18 protein-coding genes are annotated in these 22,119 nt (G+C 65.6%); 8 read left to right on the top strand and 10 right to left on the bottom strand.

The window, feature by feature from the left end; all coding sequences use genetic code 11:
• Positions 1 to 201 precede the first annotated feature (201 nt).
• The 6 genes from IVB19_RS11610 to hpaR all read right to left on the bottom strand — a co-directional run bounded on the left by IVB19_RS11610 (position 202) and on the right by hpaR (position 10,168).
• Entirely contained in the window at positions 202 to 1,080 is an 879-nt protein-coding gene (locus tag IVB19_RS11610) for a transglutaminase family protein (protein WP_018456943.1), read from the bottom strand.
• Positions 1,077 to 3,614 (bottom strand): circularly permuted type 2 ATP-grasp protein, encoded by a 2,538-nt coding sequence (locus IVB19_RS11605; protein WP_018456944.1) that lies wholly within the window; start codon positions 3,612 to 3,614, stop codon positions 1,077 to 1,079. Before IVB19_RS11605 ends, IVB19_RS11610 begins: the two co-directional genes overlap by 4 nt.
• A gap of 27 nt (positions 3,615 to 3,641) precedes the next feature.
• Positions 3,642 to 6,911 (bottom strand): transglutaminase family protein, encoded by a 3,270-nt coding sequence (locus tag IVB19_RS11600; protein ID WP_247488103.1) that lies wholly within the window; start codon positions 6,909 to 6,911, stop codon positions 3,642 to 3,644.
• 104 nt (positions 6,912 to 7,015) lie between these two features.
• Positions 7,016 to 8,539: a D-arabinonate dehydratase gene (locus IVB19_RS11595; protein WP_018456946.1), complete on the bottom strand. Its 1,524-nt coding sequence runs from the start codon at positions 8,537 to 8,539 to the stop codon at positions 7,016 to 7,018.
• A 93-nt stretch (positions 8,540 to 8,632) separates the two neighbouring features.
• Positions 8,633 to 9,409, bottom strand: coding sequence for an HpcH/HpaI aldolase family protein (locus IVB19_RS11590; RefSeq protein ID WP_018456947.1), 777 nt, complete (start codon positions 9,407 to 9,409; stop codon positions 8,633 to 8,635).
• 240 nt (positions 9,410 to 9,649) lie between these two features.
• Complete coding sequence (hpaR, locus tag IVB19_RS11585; RefSeq protein ID WP_247488107.1) at positions 9,650 to 10,168, bottom strand: homoprotocatechuate degradation operon regulator HpaR; 519 nt, start codon at positions 10,166 to 10,168, stop codon at positions 9,650 to 9,652.
• Between the two features lie 110 nt (positions 10,169 to 10,278).
• Between hpaR and hpaH the strand changes: the two genes are divergently transcribed.
• The 6 genes from hpaH to IVB19_RS11555 all read left to right on the top strand — a co-directional run bounded on the left by hpaH (position 10,279) and on the right by IVB19_RS11555 (position 16,622).
• On the top strand, positions 10,279 to 11,085 hold the full coding sequence (gene hpaH / locus IVB19_RS11580) for a 2-oxo-hept-4-ene-1,7-dioate hydratase (RefSeq protein WP_018456949.1): 807 nt from the start codon (positions 10,279 to 10,281) through the stop codon (positions 11,083 to 11,085).
• A 30-nt stretch (positions 11,086 to 11,115) separates the two neighbouring features.
• Positions 11,116 to 11,514: a 5-carboxymethyl-2-hydroxymuconate Delta-isomerase gene (locus tag IVB19_RS11575; RefSeq protein ID WP_018456950.1), complete on the top strand. Its 399-nt coding sequence runs from the start codon at positions 11,116 to 11,118 to the stop codon at positions 11,512 to 11,514.
• Positions 11,507 to 13,045: a 5-carboxymethyl-2-hydroxymuconate semialdehyde dehydrogenase gene (hpaE, locus tag IVB19_RS11570; protein ID WP_085352200.1), complete on the top strand. Its 1,539-nt coding sequence runs from the start codon at positions 11,507 to 11,509 to the stop codon at positions 13,043 to 13,045. The genes IVB19_RS11575 and hpaE overlap by 8 nt, the downstream gene beginning before the upstream one ends.
• Positions 13,046 to 13,111: 66 nt before the next feature.
• On the top strand, positions 13,112 to 14,095 hold the full coding sequence (gene hpaD, locus IVB19_RS11565; RefSeq protein WP_247474698.1) for a 3,4-dihydroxyphenylacetate 2,3-dioxygenase: 984 nt from the start codon (positions 13,112 to 13,114) through the stop codon (positions 14,093 to 14,095).
• A gap of 3 nt (positions 14,096 to 14,098) precedes the next feature.
• A complete protein-coding gene (locus tag IVB19_RS11560; RefSeq protein ID WP_085352198.1) occupies positions 14,099 to 14,968 on the top strand; it encodes a fumarylacetoacetate hydrolase family protein in 870 nt (289 codons plus the stop codon).
• Between the two features lie 25 nt (positions 14,969 to 14,993).
• The gene (locus tag IVB19_RS11555) at positions 14,994 to 16,622 is read left to right on the top strand and encodes a thiamine pyrophosphate-dependent enzyme (RefSeq protein ID WP_247821423.1); all 1,629 of its coding nucleotides are present in this window, start codon (positions 14,994 to 14,996) and stop codon (positions 16,620 to 16,622) included.
• Between the two features lie 168 nt (positions 16,623 to 16,790).
• On the opposite strand, the gene alkB is transcribed toward IVB19_RS11555, so the two are convergent.
• The 4 genes from alkB to IVB19_RS11535 form a co-directional block, all read right to left on the bottom strand.
• Positions 16,791 to 17,444, bottom strand: coding sequence for a DNA oxidative demethylase AlkB (gene alkB, locus IVB19_RS11550; protein WP_026233271.1), 654 nt, complete (start codon positions 17,442 to 17,444; stop codon positions 16,791 to 16,793).
• A 9-nt stretch (positions 17,445 to 17,453) separates the two neighbouring features.
• Complete coding sequence (locus tag IVB19_RS11545) at positions 17,454 to 18,200, bottom strand: 2OG-Fe(II) oxygenase (protein WP_018456956.1); 747 nt, start codon at positions 18,198 to 18,200, stop codon at positions 17,454 to 17,456.
• Between the two features lie 156 nt (positions 18,201 to 18,356).
• Positions 18,357 to 19,043, bottom strand: coding sequence for a DUF2848 domain-containing protein (locus tag IVB19_RS11540; protein WP_247821422.1), 687 nt, complete (start codon positions 19,041 to 19,043; stop codon positions 18,357 to 18,359).
• Positions 19,036 to 20,385 (bottom strand): amidase, encoded by a 1,350-nt coding sequence (locus IVB19_RS11535; protein WP_085352193.1) that lies wholly within the window; start codon positions 20,383 to 20,385, stop codon positions 19,036 to 19,038. Before IVB19_RS11535 ends, IVB19_RS11540 begins: the two co-directional genes overlap by 8 nt.
• A gap of 173 nt (positions 20,386 to 20,558) precedes the next feature.
• Here IVB19_RS11535 and IVB19_RS11530 point away from each other — a divergent pair, with 173 nt between their 5' ends.
• The gene (locus IVB19_RS11530; RefSeq protein ID WP_247394590.1) at positions 20,559 to 20,972 is read left to right on the top strand and encodes a Zn-ribbon domain-containing OB-fold protein; all 414 of its coding nucleotides are present in this window, start codon (positions 20,559 to 20,561) and stop codon (positions 20,970 to 20,972) included.
• Positions 20,973 to 20,975: 3 nt separating this feature from the next.
• Entirely contained in the window at positions 20,976 to 22,115 is a 1,140-nt protein-coding gene (locus IVB19_RS11525; protein WP_247394128.1) for a thiolase C-terminal domain-containing protein, read from the top strand.
• Positions 22,116 to 22,119: the final 4 nt, after the last annotated feature.

Genomic DNA, 22,119 nt, shown 5'->3' with positions numbered 1-22,119 from the left:
CCCGTCTGTCGGTGGTTTTCCACGCCAATTCCCGACATCTCATTCTCGTCCTCGACGCAGGCGCCAGCATAGCCCATCTTGGCCGACTGGCCAAACCCGGGGGCGCAAACTCGGAAATATGTTGCGGTTTGTGCCCCGCGATATCGCGGTTGCGTGCGGACCCGCCACACCCGGGATGGGTGTCGCGGGCAGGACCCGCAATCATTCCACCAACAGCACGTCGACGGCGACGTCGAGCTTCTGCTTCGGCGAGCCGACGATGATGCCGTCGACCGGCGAAACGTCGGAGAAGTCGCGGCCGACTGCGAGCACGATATGGTCGCCAGCAACCATAAGATCGTTGGTCGGGTCGAAATCGACCCAGCCAAGCTCGTCCCCGCACCACAGCGACACCCAGGCATGGGTGGCGTCGGCGCCCTGCAGGCGCGGCTGGCCCGCCGGCGGAATGGTGCGCAAATATCCGCTGACATAGGCCGCGGGCAGGCCCAGCCCGCGCAAGCCCGCGATCATCACATGGGCAAAATCCTGACAGACGCCATGGCGCTTGACGAAGACCTCGTTGAGCGGCGTCGAGATCACCGTCGCCTTGGGGTCGTAGCGAAATTCGGTGCGGATGCGACGCATCAGATCGACCGCCCCGGCAAGGATGCCCGCGCCGGGCGCAAAGCTTTCCGCCGCATAGGCGCTGACCGGTCCCAGCACCGGCACTAGCGGGCTCGCAAAGACATAGCCGACCGGCGAGGACGGCCCGAGGCTCGTCGCCTCGAAGGCGATGTCGCGAATGTTCTCCCAGGCCGGGCTGACAGCGGCGCGCGCCGGCGGCTGGCGCGACACCTTCACGCGAGAGCGGGAATCGATGCGCAGGGTGCGATGCGCGGCCTCGATCACGACACTCTCGGTCAGGGTGCCGAAGAAATCGCGCCGGACGCTACGCTCTGCGGGGCGCGGACGGATCTCGACCTTATGCGAAATCAGCTCCTGGCCATGGCCGCTCCTCGGCTCCAGCCGCAGCGTGCAGCGCGCGAAGCTGACCGGGCTCTCGTATTCGTAGGTGGTGACGTGACGGATATCGTAGATCACGCCAGCCCCGTCAGCTTTTCCGGCCGGCTCGCATTGGGACCGTGCGGGAAGTAGTGCTGCCCGACCGCCTCGGCGAGGCTGAGCAGATCCTGCTCCAGGGCGAACAGCGTCTTGACCTCGAGCTTCTCGGCCTGCGCGGTCGCGAGCATCGCCTGCAGCGCGACCGCAAGCCGCTGCGGCTTCTCGATCAGGCCGTGCTCCTTCAGGCTCGGCAGTGCGGCGATGTGTTCGTTCAGCGTCGTCACCTGGAACGCCACGGAACGCGGATTGTAATTGTCGAGCACGGCGAGGTCTCGCACCGGCGCCAGGATCGGCGCCAGCAGATAGCGCGAGCGGTAGGTGATTTGGCAATCCACCAGCGTCAGCAGGATATCGAGATCCTCGTCGCCGGCCTCGTCATAGGCAAACTGCCGGGCAAAGCGCGTGGTGTTGATGGCGCGCTCGGTGCGCCGACCGATATCGAGGAAGCGCCAGCCGGCGGCGCGGTTCATGTTCTCATGCGCAAGGCCGGCAAAGCTCGCGAGCTCCTGCAAGGTCAACTCGGCCGCGCTCAGCACGCTGTCGTCGTCCTCGACCTCGACGGCCAGCCGCTCGACCATCTCGGTGATGACTTGCCAGGCATCGGGCGACAGCCGCTCGCGCAAGGAGGTCGCCGTGCGCTGGGCCGCGCGGACCAGCGACAGTGCCGAGCCGAAACGCTCCGGGCTCTGCAGCGCTTCGGCAACGATGCGGCCGGGCGCCGCGCGCGAGGTCTGCGAGATCGCGCCCCAGGTCACCAGCAGGCGCTGGATACGCTCCGCCGATTGCAGCGAGGCCGCGGTGCCCTTGTTGGGCCCGCTCGGCGAGCCCAGCGCCCGCACCAGCCGCAGCGTCGCCTCGGCGCGTTCGAGATAGCGGCCGAGCCAGAACAGATTGTCGGCGGCGCGACTCGGCAGCACGCCGGCGATCCGGCGGATGCGCACCTTGTCGACCGCAGGCAGCAGCGTCGCGGTCGAGACCTGCTTGTCCGAGACCACCCAGACGTCGGCGGAGCGCGCGCCGTCGCCCATCGACACCGCGCGCGCATCCGGCTGCTCGGCGATCCGGCAGAAGCCGCCGGGCATGATGGCCCAGCCGTCCGGCGTCGCGGCTGCGAACACGCGCAGCACGAAGGGACGCGGCGTGATTTGCCCCTGTTCCCACACCGGCATGGTCGAGAGCCGCACCACCTCCTGGCCGACATAGTCCATGCCGCGCGCAGCGATGGCGTCGCTCAGGCGCCGGCGCCCGGCGGCGTCGAGTTCGCTCGCGAGCACCGGACCGTTGCTGTCGAAACCGGGAACGCCGCGCCGATACGCGCCTTCGATCGCGACCTCGTCGAGCCGCGACAACACTTCGTCGCGCGCCGAGCGCTGGCCGCACCACCAGGTCGCGATGTGCGGCATCTTCAGCTCTTCGCCGAGCAGCCGGCGGCTGAGCGCCGGCAGGAAGCCGAGCATCGCGCGCGCCTCGAGGACACCCGAGCCCGGCATGTTGGCGACGACGACGCCGTCCTTGCGCAGCACGTCGATCAGGCCGGGGACGCCCAGCCGTGACGAGGCATCGAGCTCGAGCGGATCGAGCGAATTGGAATCGACACGGCGCAGCAGCACGTCGAGGCGCTTGAGGCCTGCAACCGTGCGGATGTGGATATGATTGTCGCTGACGGCGAGATCGTCGCCCTCGACCAGCAGGAAGCCGAGATAGCGCGCCAACGTCGCGTGCTCGAAATAGGTCTCGCTGAAGCTGCCCGGCGTGAGCACGCCAATCCGCGGCTCGTCGCGGTCGGCGCGCGCCCGAAGACTGTCGCGAAACGCCTCGAAGAACGGCGCGACGCGCGGCACGTTCATCGACTTGTAGAGGTCCGAGAAGGCGCGCGAGAGCACCAGGCGGTTCTCCAGCGCATAGCCCGCACCCGACGGCGCCTGCGTGCGATCGCCGAGCACCCACCAGCGTCCGTCGGGCCCGCGGCCGACATCGGCGGCATAGAGCGAGAGATAGCGCCCGCCCGGCGGCGGCACGCCGCAGGCGGGACGGAGATATTCGGGGCTCCCCGCGATCGCGGCCGCCGGCAGCGCGCCTTCGGCGACGAGGCGGCCCTCGCCATAGATGTCACGCAGCACGAGCTCGAGCAACTCGGCGCGCTGGGTGATGCCGTCGGACAGCTGCTTCCAGTCGGCCTCGTCAATCAGCAGCGGCAGATGGCTGATCGACCAGGGCCGGTCGGCGCTCTCGCCGGGCGCGCGATAGGTGACGCCGGCCTCGCGGAGATGACGGTCGGCCATGCCAAACCGCCGCTCAACCTCATCGGGCGCGAGCGCACCGAAGGCATCGAAGAAGCGGCTCCAGACCGCGCGGGGCTTGCCGTCCGGGCCGAGAAACTCGTCGGGGATGTCGGGCAGGCGCCTGTAGTCGCGGACCCATTGCGCGAAGCGGCGCTGGCCTTCGCGCTGGCCATCACGTTGACCTTGCGCCTGACCCGCCTTGTCGTCCTCTTCGGCTGCGCCCTCGGCCATGCGCCACTCCCTGCCCCGGCATCATACTCATTGCAGGAGCGGGGTCCGCAAGTCGAGGGTCAGCGGAAACTCATTTGTGCGTTCCTCGGGCGGCGGCTGCATCGGACCCGGCGTATGGCCATGGTCCTGGAAGCGCGCCAGCCGCCGCGCCTCGGCCTCGTAGGTGTTGACGGGCTTGGTGTCGTAGCTGCGGCCGCCCGGATGGGCGACATGATAGACGCAGCCGCCGAGCGAGCGGCCGTTCCAGGTGTCGATGAGGTCAAAGGTCAGGGGCGCATGAACGGGAATGGTCGGGTGCAGGCCTGAGGCCGGCTGCCAGGCCTTGAAGCGGACGCCGGCCACGGCTTCACCAGAGCGGCCGGTGGCGGTCATCGGCAGGCGGCGGCCGTTGCAGGCGACGATATGGCGGCCCGCGACGAAGCCTTCCGCCTTGACCTGAAGCCGCTCGACCGACGAGTCGACATAGCGCACGGTGCCGCCGGCCGAGCCCTCCTCGCCGAGGACGTGCCAAGGCTCCAGCGCCTGCCGCAGCTCCAGCGTCACGCCGCCATGATGGATGCGGCCGAACGCGGGGAAGCGGAATTCGAGCTGGGCCAGATACCATTCAGGCTCGAACGGATACCCGGACTGCTTCAACTCGGTGAGCACTTCGAGGAAATCCTCCCAGATGAAGTGCGGCAGCATGAAGCGGTCGTGCAGCGCGGTGCCCCATCGCACGAACTTGCCTTGTTGCGGCTCGCGCCAGAATTTTGCGATCAGCGCGCGGATCAGCAGCTGCTGCGCCAGCGACATGCGTGGATCCGGCGGCATTTCGAGCGCGCGGAATTCAACGAGACCGAGGCGGCCGGTCGTGCCGTCCGGTGAATAGAGCTTGTCGATGCAGATCTCGGCGCGATGGGTGTTGCCGGTGATGTCGACGAGGAGATGCCGGAACAAGCGATCTACCAGCCACAGCGGCGCCTGAGTGCCCGGCGGCGGCACGTGCGTGAGCGCGACCTCGAGCTCGTAAATGCTGTCGTGGCGGGCTTCGTCGATGCGCGGCGCCTGGCTGGTCGGGCCGATGAACAGGCCGGAGAAGAAATAGGACAGCGACGGATGCCGCTGCCAGTGCAGCACCAGGCTCTTCAACAGATCAGGCCGGCGCAGGAACGGCGAGTCCTGCGGGCTCGAGCCGCCGACCACGACGTGATTGCCGCCGCCGGTGCCGGTGTGGCGACCATCGACCAGGAAGCGATTGGCACCGAGGCGTGTCTTGCCGGCATCCTCATAGAGCCCGACGGTGATGTCGACCGCCTCGCGCCAGTTCTTTGCCGGCTGGACGTTGACCTCGATCACGCCGGGATCGGGCGTCACCTTGATGACGTCGACACGCGGATCGAATGGCGGCGGATAACCCTCGACATGGACCTGGAGCTGCATCTCCTCGGCAGTCGCTTCGAGCGCCGCGATCATCTCGAGATAATCCTCGATCTGCTCGACCGGCGGCATGAAGGCGCAGAGCACGCCGTCGCGGACCTCGACCGACATCGCGGTGCGGACGGGGACCGAGGTGTTGAGCTGTTCGGGCTCGAGCCGCTCCGGCGCGTCCGGACGCGCCGGAAGGCTGAACACCGGCAGCTTGCCGCGGGCCTCCATCGGATCCCGCTCGACGATGTAGGGATACTGATCGGGCGGGACATAGCCGAGCGAGTCCAGCGGCAAGCGCAGGCCGAGCGGCGAATCGCCCGGCATCAGGAACAGATGACTGCGCCGGAGCTGCCAGCGCTCGCTGCGCCAGCGTGGCGCCGCATTCCAGCGCTGCACCGGCAGCACGAAGCCGCGAGGGTTGTTGAGCCCCTGTTCGAACACCCGCGCCATCCGCGCGCGGGCCTCCGGATCGGACAATTTGGAATCGGAAGGATCGACGTTGACGGGAAGCTCGGATTCCTTCTGCAGCCAGTACGCGGTGTCCTCATAGGCTGGCATGATGTAGCCGGGATCGAGCCCGAGCCGCAGCGCCGTGCCCTCCACGAACGCCTGGACGTCCTTGGCCTGCGCCGACCGCGGATTTTCGATGCTGGCGATGAGGTCGGCATTCTTCCAGATCGGCACGCCGTCCTTGCGCCAGTACAGGCCAAACGCCCAACGCGGCAGGCTTTCGCCGGGATACCATTTGCCTTGCCCGAAGTGCAGCAGGCCGCCGGGTCCGAAACGCGCGCGCAGGCGGCGGATCAGATCGTCGGCGAGCCCGCGCTTGGTCGGGCCGACGGCGTCCGTGTTCCACTCGGCGCCTTCGAGATCATCGACGGAGACGAAGGTCGGCTCGCCGCCCATGGTCAGACGCACGTCCTGGGCCGCAAGATCGCCGTCGACCTGCTCGCCGAGATCGTTCAGCCGTATCCAGGATTCGTCGGAGAACGGCTTTGTGATGCGCGGCGCCTCGCGAATGCGCTTGACGCTCATGTCGAAGGCGAATTCGACCTCGGCGAAGCCTGCGCCGCCGGAGATCGGCGCCGCCGAGCGGTAGTGCGGCGTCGCGGCGACCGGGATGTGGCCCTCGCCCGCAAGCATGCCCGAGGTCGCGTCGAAGCCGATCCAGCCCGCGCCCGGCAGGTAGACCTCGGCCCAGGCGTGCAGATCGGTGAAATCGTTCTCGACCTCCGGCGGCCCCTCGATCGGATCGATGTCGGGACGGACCTGGATCAAATAGCCGGAGACGAAACGGGCGGCGAGACCGAGGTGACGGAAGGTCTGGATCAGAAGCCAGGCGGAGTCACGGCATGAGCCGGCCGCGGAGGAGAGCGTCTCCTCCGGCGTCTGCACGCCCGCCTCCATGCGGATGACGTAGCCGATCCTTTTCTGCAACTCCCTGTTGAGATCGACCAGGAAGTTGACGGTGTTCGGGGCTTCGTGCGGGATCGTATCGAGATATTTCGCGAACAGCCGATCGGGCTTGACGGTCTCGAGATAAGGCGCGAGTTCCGTCTTGAGATCTTGCGTATATTCGAACGGAAAGCTGTCGGCATAGGGCTCGACGAAGAAGTCGAACGGATTGACCGTGGTCATCTGCGCCGTGAAATCGACCTCTATCTTGAGCTCGGTCGTCTTCTCCGGAAAGACGTAACGGGCGATCCAATTGCCCAGCGGATCCTGCTGCCAGTTCACGAAATGATTGGCCGGAGTGACCTTGAGCGAATAACTCAGGATCGGCGTGCGGGTATGCGGCGCCGGCCGCAGACGGATGGTCTGCGGGCCGAGATCGATCGGACGGTCGTATTTGTAGTGCGTGACGTGGTGTAGTGCGACGTAGATCGACACGGGGTGCGGTACTCCAGCAGCTTTTTTGAGCAGAACACCGCTGGTGACCTCGATCAAGCACTAACAACGGGCAGACCGTGCCTACGGCACGGGCTGTGCCTTTGCTACATCGTCGCGCCCAGTACCCAGGGCGCGAACTCGGCGCCGCCGAAATCAAAACTCTCGCTCTTGGTGGGCTGGCCCGACGCGGTCTTGAGGATGAGATCGAAAATGCGCTGGCCGCATTGCTGGACGCTCTCCTCGCCTTCGAGGATGGTGCCGCAATTGACGTCCATGTCCTCTTCCATGCGCTTGTACATGGGCGTGTTGGTGGCGAGCTTGATCGAGGGCGCCGGCTTGCAGCCGAACACGCTGCCACGGCCCGTGGTGAAGCAGACCAGATTGGCGCCGCCGGCGACCTGCCCGGTCGCGGCGACCGGATCGTAGCCGGGGGTGTCCATGAACACGAAACCCTTCTTGGTGATGGGTTCGGCGTAGCGCAGCACCTCGACGAGGTTGGTTGTGCCGGCCTTCGCCATCGCGCCGAGCGACTTCTCCAGAATGGTGGTGAGGCCGCCGGCCTTGTTGCCCGGGCTGGGATTGGCGTTCATCTCGGCGCCTTCGCGCGTCGTGTATTCGTCCCACCAGCGCATGAGATCGACCAGCTTCTCGCCGACCTCGCGGCTGACGGCGCGGCGCGTGAGCAAATGTTCGGCGCCATAGGTCTCCGGCGTCTCCGACAAGATCACGGTGCCGCCGTGACGTACGATGAGATCGCTGGCCGCACCCAGCGCCGGATTGGCGGAAACACCGGAATAGCCGTCCGAACCGCCGCATTGCAGCGCCACGGTCAATTCGCTCACCGGAACGGACTCGCGCTTGACCTTGTTGGACTCCGCGAGTGCCTCGCGTACGAAGGCAATTCCGGCTTCCACCGTCTTGCGGGTGCCGCCGACCTCCTGGATGTCCATCGCACGCAGACGTCCCGCGAGCTTCTGCTCCTCCATCAGGCCGCCGATCTGGTTCACCTCGCAGCCGAGGCCGAGCACGATCACATGAGAGAAGTTCACGTGCCGTGCATAACCACCGAGCGTGCGGCGGAGCAGCGCTAAGGGCTCGTTCTGCGTCATGCCGCAGCCGGTCTTGTGGGTCAGCGCGACCACGCCGTCGACATTGGGGAAGTCGGCCAGCGGATTGTCGCCGGTGAACGGATTCTTCTTGAAGACGTCGGCGACGAGGCTTGCGACATGCGCGCTGCAATTCACCGAGGTGAGGATGCCGATGTAGTTGCGCGTGGCGACGCGGCCGTCCGGACGGCGGATGCCTTCGAAACTCGCCGGCAGATCGAAATTCGGCGTCGGCTTGACGTCGACGCAATAGGCATAGTCCTTGGCGAAATCGCCCATGCCGCAGTTCTGCACGTGCACGTGCTGGCCCGGCGCGATCGGCACCGTCGCAAAGCCGATGATCTGGCCGTAGCGTATCACCGGCTCGCCCAATGCGATCGGCTTGATCGCGACCTTGTGGCCGGAAGGAATGCGCTCGACCGTCGTCACGCCGTCGGCCACCAATGTTCCCGGCGGCAAGCTCGCGCGCGCGATCAGCACGCCATCATCGGGATGCAGGCGAATGACGGGGCTGATGGTCATGGGAGGTCTCCTTCAGACGAATAGTGAGTAGCGAGTGGCGAATGGAAAAGGGGAGCAGCTCATTCGCTACTCCCCATCGCCATTCGCGAGTTCTCAGGCCTTGCCGCCGGAATCCTTCCGGGTGGCGTTGACCTGCATCTTGGCGTAGGTCGTCATCAGGCCGACCTCGTTCGAGAGCGTCACCAGCTTGAAGCCCATGTTGATGGCGCGCGCGGCACCTTCGGCGCCGCTGCAATGGATACCCGGATTGAGGCCGCGCTTGCCGCACTCCTTGATGATCTTCTCGTAGATCGCAAGGATCTCGGGCTCGGTGCGATCGAGCTTCGGTTCGAGGCCGTAGGAGAAGCCGAGGTCGGACGGGCCGATATAGACGCCGTCGATGCCTTCGACGTCGAAGATCGCTTCCATGTTCTCGACCGCGGTTTTGGTCTCCATCATCGGCAGCAGCACGATGTCGTCGTTGGCCGTCTTCTGGTAGGAGCCCGCGGTGCCGTACATGCCGGCGCGGATCGGGCCGTTGGAGCGGACGCCCTTCGGCGGGTACTTGGCATAGGAGACGAGGTTCCTGGCTTCCTGCGGCGTGTTGACCATCGGGCAGATCACGCCATAGGCGCCGCCATCGAGCACCTTGCCGATGATGCCGGGCTCGTTCCAGGGCACGCGGACCATCGGCGTGATCGGATGCTTGTCCATCGCCTGGAAGCACTGCACCATCGACAGATAATCCTGCACGCCGTGCTGCATGTCGACGGTGACGCTGTCGAAGCCGCATTGCGCGATCATCTCGGCCGAGAAGCCGGAGGGAATCGCGAGCCACGCGTTGACCACGGCCTTGCCCGACTTCCAGATTTCCTTGACCTTGTTCGCCACGTTGCCTTCCTTCTTTGTTTTGGACCTTCGTCACCATGACGAGCGCCGCGACAGCACGATGCCGTTATTAGCGCGAACCCGACCGCCGCGCTACGCTCGCGATGACGCAAGGTTTCACTTGGCAAAGGCGGCGCAATCCGTCCCGGCGCGCCGATTTTTGCGCATCGGCTGCGGGGCACTTTGAGCGAAAAACTGCGGCGATGTCCATGATTGTTGCCGCGCGCTCGCGCATATCTGCTTTCACTCCACGGCACTTGCCTCCTCGCCCGCGCCGAGCCCTGCGAGACTTTGTTCGAGCTCGCTGAGCATCTCCTGCAATTCGACGAGCTTGCGTGCGCCAAAGCGGCGCGTGATCTCGGCATAAATCGCTTCGGAGGACGGCGCGACGGAAGCCATCAGCTTCACGCCCTTTTCCGAGATCGAGACCATGCTGCGGCGCTGGTCCGCCTTGGCGGTCTTGCGCTCGATCAGATTGCGCGCCTCGAGATCACGCAGGATGCGCGACAGGCTCGGGCCGAGCAGGAACGCGGTGCGCGCGAGTTCCGTGACCTCGACCGTGTCGATCGCCGCGAGCGCGCGCAGGATGCGCCATTGCTGCTCGGTCAGGCCATGCGTGCGCAGCGAGGGACGGAATTGCCGCATCACCGCCTCGCGTGCCCGCAGCAACGACATCGGCAGCGAACGCGAGAAGTCGCGCATCGGCACCTGCCGCACGGCGGGCTCACTTCCGTTCGCAGGATCAGCCGGTCTCTTCGTCATGACGCCCTTTCAAGCCGCGAAACGTTTGCAGTGCAGCAAGCCAATTTGCGATTGACGCATTCACTTAACATGTTAAGTATCTTCCGGCACGACGATTTGTAAGATTACACATGGCGCTTTCAAACGACGATATCCGAGCTTGCGCGAACCGTCTGCACCACGCGGAAAAGACCCGTACGCAGATCCGGCAGCTCTCGCAGGACTTTCCCGACATCAGCATCGCTGACGCCTACGCGATTCAGAAGGCCTGGGTCGACGTCAAGGTCGCCGAGGGGCGCATCGTCCGGGGACACAAGATCGGCCTGACCTCGAAGGCGATGCAGAGCGCGCTTGGCATCAACGAGCCGGATTCCGGCGTATTGCTCGACGACATGTTCTTCGCCGATGGTGGCCTCGTCCCGACGGAGCGCTTCATCGCGACGCGCGTGGAAGCCGAGCTCGCCTTCGTCATGAGCAAGCGCCTCGCGGGCCCCGACTGCACACTGTTCGACGTGCTCAACGCCACCGACTTCGTGGTGCCGGCGCTGGAGATTCTGGACACGCGGATCGAGCGCGTCGATCCCCAGACCAAGGCGACCCGAAAGATCTTCGACACCATTGCCGACAACGCGGCCAATGCCGGCATCGTGCTCGGCGGACGGCCGATCCGCCCGCTGGACGCGGACCTGCGCTGGATCGGCGCGCTCTGTTTCAAGAACGGCCAGCTGGAAGAGACCGGCCTTGCCGCCGGCGTGCTCAATCATCCCGCGACTGCAGTCGCCTGGCTCGCCAACAAGATCGCACCGCTCGGCCTTGCGCTTGAGCCCGGGCAAATCGTGCTCGCCGGCTCTTTCATCCGTCCGATCGAGACCCGCAAGGGCGACACAATTCAAGCCGATTATGGCGCCTACGGCTCGGTGAGCTGCTACTTCGCTTAGACGACCAAAAAGACAGGGAGTGAAACCGCGATGCCGCATTTCACGATCGAATATTCGGCCAATCTCGACGACCGCCTCGACATCGGCGCGGCGTGCGAGGTGGTGCGCAAGGCTGCGGTCGAGACCGGCATCTTCCCGCTCGGCGGCATCCGCGTCCGCGCTGTCAAATGCGAGCATTATGCGATTGCGGACGCGCGGCAGGACTACGGCTTTCTCGACATGGTGCTGCGCATCGGCGAAGGCCGCGATCTGCCAACCCGCAAGAAAGCCGGCGAACAAATCTTCCATGCGCTCTCCCGCCATCTTGATCCCGTCTTCGCAAGCTCGAAATTCGCGCTCTCGTTCGACATGCAGATCAACGACAAGGATACGAGCTGGAAGCGCAACAACATCCACGACGCCCTGAAAGCGGAGGCCGCCCATGGATAAGCCCACGCCGAAAACCGACGTATTCCAGGCCAATCGCGACCGCATCGCACCGCTGCTGAAGACGCTGCGTGCCGACGGTATCGGCCACATGATCGACGGCAAGATCGTGCCGTCGATCTCCGGCGAGACGTTCGAGACGAAATCGCCGGTCGACGGCGCGACGCTGGCGAGCGTCGCCCGCGGCAATGCCGAGGATGTCGATCGCGCCGCCACCGCTGCCGCGCTGGCCTTCAAGTCCTGGCGCGACATGGGACCGGCGATGCGGAAGAAGCTGCTGCATCGGGTCGCCGACGCCATCGAGGACAATGCCGAGGACATCGCGGTGCTCGAATGCATCGACACCGGCCAGGCCTATCGCTTCATGGCCAAGGCCGCGATCCGCGCCGCCGAGAATTTCCGCTTCTTTGCCGATCGATGCGGCGAGGCGCGCGACGGCCAGAACACACCGAGCGACGAGCATTGGAACGTCTCGACGCGCGTGCCGATCGGCCCGGTCGGCGTGATCACGCCGTGGAATACGCCGTTCATGCTCTCGACCTGGAAGATCGCCCCTGCCCTCGCGGCCGGCTGCACCGTCGTGCACAAGCCGGCGGAGTGGTCGCCGGTCACGGCGGCCATTCTTGCGAAGCTCGTCAAGGAAGCCGGCGTGCCCGACGGCGTGCTCAATACCGTACATGGCTTTGGCGAAGAGGCCGGCAAGGCATTGACCGAGCATCCCGCCATCAAGGCGATCGGCTTCGTCGGCGAAAGTTCGACGGGCTCGGCGATCATGGTTCAGGGCGCGCCGACCTTGAAGCGCGTGCATTTCGAACTCGGCGGCAAGAACCCGGTGATCGTGTTCGACGACGCCGATCTCGACCGCGCGCTCGATGCGGTCGTGTTCATGATCTACTCGCTCAACGGCGAGCGCTGCACGTCGTCGAGCCGCTTGCTGATCCAGGCCGGCATCGCCGAAAAATTCGTCGAAAAGCTGACCGCACGGGTGAAAGCGCTGAAGGTCGGCCATCCCCTCGATCCCGCCACCGAGATCGGGCCGCTGATCCACGAACGTCATCTCGCGAAGGTCTGCTCCTATTTCGACGTCGCACGCCAGGACGGCGCGACGATTGCCGTCGGCGGCAAGGCCTATGATGGCCCGGGCGGCGGATATTATGTCGAGCCGACCCTGGTGACCGGCGCACACGGCAAGATGCGCGTGGCGCAGGAAGAGGTGTTCGGCCCCTTCCTCACCGTGCTGCCCTTCAAGGACGAAGCAGACGCGATCGAGATCGCCAACGACATCCGCTACGGCCTGACCGGCTATGTCTGGACCAACGATGTCGGCCGCGCGTTGCGTGTCGCGGATGCGCTGGAAGCCGGCATGATCTGGCTGAACTCGGAAAACGTCCGCCATCTGCCGACGCCGTTCGGCGGCATGAAGGCCTCCGGCATCGGCCGCGACGGCGGCGATTACTCGTTCGATTTCTACATGGAAACCAAGCACGTCTCGCTGGCGCGGGGCACGCATAAGATTCAGAAGCTGGGAATCTAACGCCCGCGGTTCCTCGGCGCGCGGAGCGCCAACGAGGAATGGCTGGGTCTAGAGAGGGGAAACGCAATGCCCGTACCGCAACATATCTTCGAGCCGCCGTTCAACATCATCCGCTCCAGCCACGCCGTGCTGGACGTCACCGACCTGAAGCTCAGCCGCGAGTTCTATGAAAGCGTTGTCGGCCTGCATGTCGAGGACGCCGACGACAAGGTCGTCTACTTGCGCGCCGCCGAGGAGCATCAGCATCACTCGCTGGTGTTGCGCAAGGCGGCCGCGCCTGCCTGCAACCGCCTCGGCTTCAAGGTCGGCAACGACGGGGATCTGGACAAGGCTGCGAAGTTCCTGTCCGAGAACGGCCTTGGCTACGCCTTCGTCGATCAGCCGTTCCAGGGCCGCACGCTGCAGTTCACCGATCCGTTCGGCTTCCAGATCGAGCTATATGCGTCGATGGACCGGCGGCCGCATCTGCTGCGCCGCTACGATCTCTACAGGGGCTGCCATCCGCAGCGGCTCGACCATTTCAACGTGTTCGCCGCCGAGGTGCAGGACACCGTCGAATTCTACGCCCGGCTCGGCTTTCGCCTCACCGAATACGCGGAGGAGGACGGACCGAACGGGCGCATCGCCGCCGCCTGGATGCATCGCAAGGGCAATGTCCACGACTTTGCCATCACCAACGGCAAGGGCCCGCGGCTGCACCACTTCGCGTACTGGACGCCGACGGCGATGAACATCATCCATCTCTGCGATGTCATGGCCTCGCAGGGCTTCGTGAAGAACATCGAGCGGGGCCCCGGCCGCCACGGCATCTCGAATGCGTTCTTCCTTTATGTTCGCGACCCCGATGGCCACCGGCTGGAGCTCTACACCAGCGACTATTTCACCGGCGATCACGACCACGAGCCGCTGCGCTGGTCGCTGCGCGATCCGCGCCGCCAGACATTGTGGGGCGCGCCGGCCCCGCGCTCGTGGTTCGAGCAGGGCTCGCCGTTCGCCGGGCAGACCGTGCGTGAACCGAAGTTCGTGGCCGACGTGCTGGTGGCGGATTAAGCAATGAATCTCCCTCGCCTCGCCACCTATTCCGTCAAGGGTGCTACGAAGTACGGCGCCGTCGTCGACGGCGGCATTGTCGATCTCTCCGCGCGCCACGCAAAGGACTATCCGACGCTGCGCGAGGTGATCGCGGCAGGACAGCTCGCGAGCCTCGCCGAGGAGGCCACCGGCCGCACGCCCGATCTCGCGCTCGGCGACATCATCTGGCTGCCGCCGGTGCCCGCGCCGGAAAAAATCATCTGCATCGGCGTCAACTATCCCGACCGCAATGCCGAGTACAAGGACGGCCAGGACGCACCGAAATATCCGAGCATGTTCATGCGCTCGCCGCGCTCCTTTGTCGGCCACGACACGCCGCTGGTGCGCCCGCGCGCCTCAGCGCAGCTCGACTATGAGGGCGAGATCGTGCTGGTGATCGGCAAGCAAGGCCGACACATTCCGGAAAGTTCTGCGCTCGATCACATCGCCGCGCTGACGCTCTGCAACGAAGGCTCGGTGCGCGACTGGCTGCGCCATGCCAAGTTCAACGTCACGCAGGGCAAGAACTTCGATTCCAGCGGCAGCCTTGGCCCGTGGCTGGTGCCCTACACGCAGGAATCGCAGATTGCCGACATCCGCCTCACCACGCATGTCAATGGCGAGCTGCGCCAGGACGACCGCACCAGCCGATTGATGTTCCCGTTCCGCTATCTCATCAGCTATATCTCGACCTTCGCAACGCTTGTCCCCGGCGACGTCATCGTCACGGGCACGCCGACCGGCGCCGGCGCGCGGTTCGATCCGCCGCGCTATCTGAAGCCGGGCGATGTTATCGAAGTCGCGTCCGATGGCATCGGGACCTTGCGAAACGGCGTCGTCAACGAAGCCTGAACACCGATTGAAATGGAATAATGCCATGACCACCCTCACCGGCGGCGAAGCGATCGTAAGCGGCCTTGTCGCTCATGGCGTTGACACCGTGTTCGGCCTGCCCGGCGCGCAGGTCTACGGCCTGTTCGACGCCTTCCACCAGGCCCAGCTCAAGGTGATCGGCGCGCGGCACGAGCAGGCCTGCGGCTACATGGCGTTCGGCTATGCCCGTTCCAGCGGCAGGCCCGGCGTGTTCAGCGTGGTGCCCGGCCCCGGCGTGCTCAACGCCAGCGCCGCGCTGCTCACCGCCTTCGGCTGCAACGAGCCGGTGCTGTGCGTCACCGGCCAGGTGCCGACGCAATTTCTCGGCAAGGGCCGCGGCCATCTGCATGAGATGCCGGACCAGCTCGCGACCTTACGCACCTATGTGAAATGGGCGGACCGGATCGAATATCCCGGCAACGCGCCGACCACCGTCGCGCGCGCCTTCCAGGAGATGACGTCCGGACGGCGTGGCCCCGCTTCGGTCGAGATGCCCTGGGACGTCTTCACCCAGCGCGCCGACACCGCGGCTGCGCAAGTGCTGGAGCCGCTGCCCGCGCCGCAGCCCGACCCTGACATGATCAAGCAAGCGGCCGCGCTGATCAGGAACAGCAAGGCGCCGATGATCTTCGTCGGTAGCGGCGCAATCGAAGCGCGCGAGGAGATTCTCGAACTCGCCGAGATGACCGACGCGCCTGTCGTCGCCTTCCGCAGCGGCCGCGGCATCGTCTCCAATGCGCATGAGCTTGGACTCACGATGGCGGCGGCCTACAAGCTGTGGCCGACAACCGATTTGATGATCGCGATCGGCACGCGCGCCGAACTGCCAGCATCGGGCTTCCGCTGGCCGTATCAGCCGAAGGGACTGAAATCCATTCGTGTCGATATCGATCCGGCCGAGATGCGCCGGCTCGCCTCCGATGTCGCTATCGTCGCCGATGCCAAAGCCGGCACCGCCGATCTGGTCGCAGCCGTGAAGAAGGCCGGCTATGCCAGGACCAGCGGCCGGCGGGGAGCGATCCGCGAGGCCACTGCGACAGCGCACGCCGAGATCCAACGCATCCAGCCGCAGATGGCGTATCTCAACATCCTGCGCGAGGTGCTGCCGGCGAACGCGATCGTGACCGATGAATTGTCCCAGTTCGGTTTCGCCTCCTGGTACGGCTTTCCGATCTACGAGCCGCGCACCTTCATCACATCAGGCTATCAGGGCACGCTCGGCTCGGGCTTCCCGACCGCGCTCGGCGCCAAGGTCGCCAATCCCGACAAGCCGGTGGTGGCGATCACCGGCGACGGCGGCTTCATGTTCGGCGTGCAGGAGCTCGCCACCGCCGTGCAGTTCAACATCGGCGTGGTGACGCTGGTGTTCAACAACAACGCCTATGGCAATGTCCGCCGCGACCAGCGCGAGCGCTTCGACGGCCGCGTGGTGGCGTCCGATCTGGTCAATCCGGATTTCGTCAAGCTGGCGGAGTCCTTTGGCGTCGCATCCGCGCGCGTCACCGCGCCTGACCAGTTCAAGGCGGCGATGGAGAAGGCGCTGGCCCATGGCGGGCCTTATCTGATCTCGGTGGAAGTGACGCGGGATTCGGAAGTCAGCCCGTGGGCGTTCATTCACCCGCCGAAGCCGTAAACGAAGCATCGTCGTTCCGGATCTCTTTCCTTCTCCCCTTGCGGGAGAAGGTGGATCGCTGACGCGCAGCGGCGGCGAGACGGATGAGGGGCTGTCTCCGCGGATGGAGACCCCTCATCCGCCTTCCCTTTCGGGAAGGCACCTTCTCCCACAAGGGGAGAAGGAAGATCAGCGCGTCCTGCGGAACGTCAGATTGACCCGCTTGCGGCCGAGCAACGCATGCTCGCCGTCGGCGAGCGGCGCGACGCCGTGATAGGCCAGCCTGCTAGGGCCGCCCCAGGCCACGACGTCGCCATGCACCAAGCGGTAGCGGCGCGGCTTGTCGCTGCGTGCCATGCCGCCGAACAAGAAAGTCGCAGGCAGGCCGAGCGAGACCGAGACGATCGGCGCCGAATAATCCAGCTCGTCCTTGTCCTGATGCAGCGACAGCCGCGTGCCAGGCTCATAGCGGTTGACGAGGCAGGCATCGGGCGCAAAGCCAGTAAAGCCGCCCTGCTCCGCCGCGCGGCGGGCGAGATCGCGGAGCACGGGTGGCATCGCCGGCCACGGCGCCCCGGTCCGCGGGTCGATGGGATCATAGCGATAGCCGGTATGATCGGTGATCCAGCCGCGCTCGCCGCAATTGGTCATGGCGACCGACATCAGATGCCCGCCGGGCGTGGTCATGCGCCGGAACGGCGACTGCGCCACGATGGCGCGCACCGCTTCGATCAACTCGCTTTCGATCGGCTTGACGAAGCCGCGCAGCAGAACGGCGCCGTCGGCGATCTCCTCGCGCGACGGCTGGGCTTCGGCGACATGGTCGAACAAATCCGCCATCAGCGGCAGCGTCTATTTCGCATCGTGAAAGATCACACCCAGCGTGTGGCGTTGGCCAGAGCGAATCCGGCTGACGCCATGGCGCAGGTTAACGCGGTAGGTGCCGCGTGTCCCCTGCACCGGGCGGTGATGCACAGCGAAGGCCACGGCGTCGCCTTGCGCGAGTGGAACCACTTCGGCGCGGGACTGCATGCGCGGGCGCTGCTCGGTCAGCACGAACTCGCCGCCGGTGAAATCGCGGCCGGGCTCCGACAAGAGGATCGCGACCTGCAACGGGAACACGTGCTCGCCATAGAGATCCTGATGCAGGCAGTTGAAATCGCCCGCCTCGTATTGCAGCAGCAGCGGCGTCGGCCGCGCCTGGCCTGCCTCGTGGCAGCGCTTCAGGAACGCGGCGTGTTCGGAGGGATAGCGGATGTCGATCCCCATCGCCTCGTTCCAGCGATTGGCGACGCCCTGGAGATGCGCGTAGAGCGCCGGGCGCAACTGCGCGATCAGGTCGGGCAGCGGATAGGAGAAATATTTGTACTCGCCGCGGCCAAAGCCGTGGCGGCCCATGACGATGCGGCTGCGAAAGTTGGCGTCGTCGGGATAGAGCGCGGCGACGGCGCGGCATTGCTCCGGCGTGAGCAGGCTCTTCAGGAGCGCGCAGCCCTGGGTGTCGAGTTCGGCGGTGATCTGAGGCCAGTCGAGGGCATCGACGCGGGCGGCGGGGTCCGTGGCTGGCTTATCAAGCGATTTGCGTGCTGTTGCTGTCATGGCTCTGACCTTCGCAGGACCGCCCCGTCCTCTACCACCCGATTTCCGTCTCTCTCCCCGTCATTGCGAGCGGAGCAAAGCAATCCAGAATTCCTCCGCGGAACCAGTCTGGATTGCTTTGTCGCAAGAGCTCCTCGCAATGACGAAGGAGAGACTTTAGCCCCGCACCGGCAGCGTCACCACGTCATAGCCGTGCTTGATCGTGCGCTTCAGCACGGGGTCCTCCAGCTCGAAATCGAAGCGATCGGCGGGACGGATGCCGCCCTTCGCCGCAAACGTACCGCCGAACATGGCGCAGCCGTCGGGGAATTTCCCACCTTCGAAGCCACGCGCGATGAGGTCGACGACCGGCAGCATCGCGTCGAGCGTGCCCTCCTGGTAGAGCACGCGCTCGCCCTTGATCGTGGCCCAGGAGCGCAGGATCATCCTGTCCCAATGGCCGATGACGTCCTCGAGCTCCCACACGGTGGATGCGATCGGCTTGTCGCACATCTGCTTGGACACCGTGACGTTGTAGGCTTCGACCTTGCGGTCGGTGTGGTCGGAACCGCAGCCGACGAAAATGCGACCCTGCCAGCCGATCAGCACGAACTCGACCTCGCCGGAGGAATCGCCGCCGGTGCATTCGATGCTGTCCTCCTGCGTCAGCCGCCGCGCCGAGGCACGGTAGTAGATCGGCGTCGAGGCCGGCGGCGCGATACCCATCTCCTGCAGCTCGGCAATGTGCTTGTCGCGCGCGACCGGATCGCGGCCGGTCCAGCCGGCGATGACCATCTGGTCGATCGCCAGCGTCAGCGGCGTGGTGGTGTCCTGGGCGTCAACGGTGAAGGTCAGGTCAAACACGAATTACGGCCTCCATGCCGGCAGCAAGCTCGAAGATACGGCGGTCCGATCCGCCCGCGCCCGCCAGCATCAGGCCGACGGGAATTTCGCCCTCGCGATGCGCCGGCAGCGAGATGGCGCAACCGTCGATCATGTTGATCAGGGTGCAATTGCGGAGCGCCCGCAGGTTTTCCCTGGTGAACTCCTTGTCGTCGGCGAGATCGGCGATTTTCGGCGGCGTGTTGGCGGTGGTCGGCAGCACCAGCGCGTCATAGGGCGCGATCCGCGCATTGACGCGGGCGATCAGCGAGCGGCGCTCGTGGAGAAGATCGATGTAGTCCGCCGCGCTCTGCGCCTCGCCGCGCATGATGCGCACGGAGACTCGGGGATCGTAGACGTCACCCTTGGATGTGAGGAGGTAGCGGTGCCAGGCGTAGCTTTCGGAAGCCGCAAAGCCGCCCTTGGCGTTCATCGGTCCGATGTCGTGGAATTCGGCCATCTCCATGCGCTCGATGATCGCGCCGTGATCGGCAAGGCTCTTGAGCGCACGCTCGAATGTCCCGGCCACAGCCGCGTCGAGGTCATCGAGCGCGATCGTGGTCGGCACCGCCAGCCGCATGCCCTTGACAGGTCGCGGCTTCAGCGGGCCGATCAGCTCGTTGGCGAGCACGGCATCGAGAATGGCACAGCAACTGACCGATCGTGCCAGCGGCCCGATGCTGTCGAGCGAGAACGACAGCGGCACAGCCCCGTCGAGCGGCACGCGCCGCTGCGTCGGCTTGTAGCCGACGATGCCGTTATAGGCCGCCGGAATCCGGCAGGAGCCGCCGGTGTCGGTGCCGAGCGCGCCATGCGCCATGCCGTCGAGCACGGACACCGCGGCACCCGAGGACGAACCGCCGGGCACGTGGCCCTCGGCCCGGTTCCAGGCGCCCTTTGGCGTGCCGTAATGCGGATTGATGCCGATGCCGGAATAGGCGAACTCGGTCATGTTGGTGCGCCCGATCACGACGAAGCCGGCCTTGCGCAGCCGCGCTACCGTGGGGGCATCCTGCTCGGCCGGCGAGGAATCATCGAGCGCGCGGGAGCCGGCGCGCGTCACCTGGCCCTTGATGTCGAAGAGATCCTTGATCGAGACCGGGATACCGGCGTAGCGCGACGGCGCCGCCTTCACCTTGCGCAAACCGTCCATCGCATCCGCCGCCACAAGCGCGGCGTCCCTGTCCACATGGATGAAGGTACGCTGCCCCTCGCCGGCCGGATCGGCGATTTTGGCGATGCAAGCCTCGACCAGCTTGCGGGAGCTGGTGCGGCCGCTTTCGAGGTCTTCGGCGAGCTTCTTCAGTGTCGAAAAATCGGGCATGTCTGTCTCACGGAATATTTGCGCGCAATGTATAGCGCTGCCTCACTTCGACACAAGCATTGTGCGCATGATGGCATGCATGCGCATTGCTGGACCGTTGACGCGCCATGGTCGATTGTCGCATCAAGATCGCAACAGCCGGGCTTCGCTTGGCCTTGGGAGGACCTGCCGAGATGGCCGAACCGCATCGCGCGCGACCGAAACCGACGCCGGAGACCCAGCATTTCTGGGACGGCACCAAGGCGGGCGAGTTGCGCCTGCAGCGCTGCGACGCCTGTGCGCATGTCTATTTCCCGCCGCGCCCGTTCTGCCCGTCCTGCGCCTCGCGCAAGGTCAGCATCTTCAAGGCGAGCGGCAACGGCTTTCTCTACAGCTACGTGATCAACCACCGTCCCGCCGCGCCCGGCTTCACGCCGCCTTACGCGATTGCGGTAGTCGAGCTCGAAGAGGGACCGCGGATGATGAGCAACATCATCGACTGCCCGCAGACGCCGGAGGCGCTCGAACTCGACATGAAGCTCGAGGTCGCCTTCGAGGCGCTCGACGACAAGATCACCCTCCCCGTATTCCGTCCGGCGAAGGGATAGAGCATGCGCAGCAATCAGGTTGCCGTCGTCGGCGCGGCCGAGACCACCGAACTCGGTGTCATCCCCAACGTCTCGCAGCTCCAGCTTCACGCGGATGCGGCGCTCAATGCCATTGCCGATGCCGGGCTGAAGCTGTCCGACATCGATGGTTTCGCCACCGCCGTCGAAACGCCGCAGCAGGTCTGCCACTATCTCGGCATCAAGCCGACCTGGGTGGACGGCACCTCGGTCGGCGGCTGCTCCTTCATGCTGCACGTCCGCCATGCCGCCGCAGCGATCGAGGCCGGCCTATGCAAGACGGTGCTGATCACCCATGCCGAGAGCGGCAAGTCGATGATCGGCAAGGCGCCGCGCTCGATTCCTGCCGACAGCCTGCAAGGCCAGTTCGAGGCGCCGTTCGGTGTCTACGGCCCGCCCAGCATGTTCCCGATCCCCGTGCTTCGCTTCATGAAGACCTATGGCATCACGCACGAGCAGCTCGCCTCGGTCGCAGTGGTGCAGCGGGAGTGGGCGGCGAAGAATCCGCGCGCGATGATGAAGGATCCCATCACGGTCGCGGACGTCCTCAACTCGCGCATGATCGCCTATCCGTTCCGCCTGCTGCAATGCTGCCTCGTCACCGACGGCGGCGGCGCGCTGATCCTGACCTCGGCGGACCGTGCCAGGGATTTTCCGCGCAAGCCCGTCTACATCATGGGCACCGGCGAGAGCGTGGAGACGCCGATGGTCAGCCAGATGGAGACGTTCAACTCCTCGCGCGCGTTCAAGACCGCGGGGCCCCTCGCCTTCAAGGAGGCCGGCATCGCGCATAAGGATGTCGACCATCTCATGATCTACGACGCCTTTGCGCATCTGCCGCTGTTCGGCCTCGGCGACCTCGGCTTCATGCCGCACGAGGAGACCGGAAAGTTCATCGCCGACGGCAACACGCGGCCCGGCGGCAAGCTGCCGCTCAACACCAATGGCGGCGGCCTGAGCTACATGCATTCGGGCATGTACGGCATGTACGCGCTCCAGGAGAGCGTGCGGCAGATGCGCGGTATCGCGCCGGCGCAGGTCGCCAACGCGAAGATTTCGGTGTGTCACGGCGTCGGCGGCATGTTCGCCGCGTCGGGCACGATCGTGTTTACGAACGAGAGGTAATCCA

The sequence above is a fragment of the Bradyrhizobium sp. 187 genome, from assembly GCF_023101005.1.
In the GTDB taxonomy this organism is placed as follows: domain Bacteria; phylum Pseudomonadota; class Alphaproteobacteria; order Rhizobiales; family Xanthobacteraceae; genus Bradyrhizobium; species Bradyrhizobium canariense_D.
This window is presented reverse-complemented; position numbering and strand designations above follow the sequence as displayed.

Bases quoted from the DNA above. Each gene is read 5' to 3' on its own strand.
- IVB19_RS11605 (WP_018456944.1), bottom strand. From the start codon at position 3,614: ATGGCCGAGGGCGCAGCCGAAGAGGACGACAAGGCGGGTCAGGCGCAA.
- IVB19_RS11595 (WP_018456946.1), bottom strand. From the start codon at position 8,539: ATGACCATCAGCCCCGTCATTCGCCTGCATCCCGATGATGGCGTGCTG.
- hpaR (WP_247488107.1), bottom strand. From the start codon at position 10,168: ATGACGAAGAGACCGGCTGATCCTGCGAACGGAAGTGAGCCCGCCGTG.
- hpaH (WP_018456949.1), top strand. From the start codon at position 10,279: ATGGCGCTTTCAAACGACGATATCCGAGCTTGCGCGAACCGTCTGCAC.
- IVB19_RS11575 (WP_018456950.1), top strand. From the start codon at position 11,116: ATGCCGCATTTCACGATCGAATATTCGGCCAATCTCGACGACCGCCTC.
- hpaE (WP_085352200.1), top strand. From the start codon at position 11,507: ATGGATAAGCCCACGCCGAAAACCGACGTATTCCAGGCCAATCGCGAC.
- hpaD (WP_247474698.1), top strand. From the start codon at position 13,112: ATGCCCGTACCGCAACATATCTTCGAGCCGCCGTTCAACATCATCCGC.
- IVB19_RS11560 (WP_085352198.1), top strand. From the start codon at position 14,099: ATGAATCTCCCTCGCCTCGCCACCTATTCCGTCAAGGGTGCTACGAAG.
- IVB19_RS11555 (WP_247821423.1), top strand. From the start codon at position 14,994: ATGACCACCCTCACCGGCGGCGAAGCGATCGTAAGCGGCCTTGTCGCT.
- IVB19_RS11545 (WP_018456956.1), bottom strand. From the start codon at position 18,200: ATGACAGCAACAGCACGCAAATCGCTTGATAAGCCAGCCACGGACCCC.
- IVB19_RS11535 (WP_085352193.1), bottom strand. From the start codon at position 20,385: ATGCCCGATTTTTCGACACTGAAGAAGCTCGCCGAAGACCTCGAAAGC.
- IVB19_RS11530 (WP_247394590.1), top strand. From the start codon at position 20,559: ATGGCCGAACCGCATCGCGCGCGACCGAAACCGACGCCGGAGACCCAG.
- IVB19_RS11525 (WP_247394128.1), top strand. From the start codon at position 20,976: ATGCGCAGCAATCAGGTTGCCGTCGTCGGCGCGGCCGAGACCACCGAA.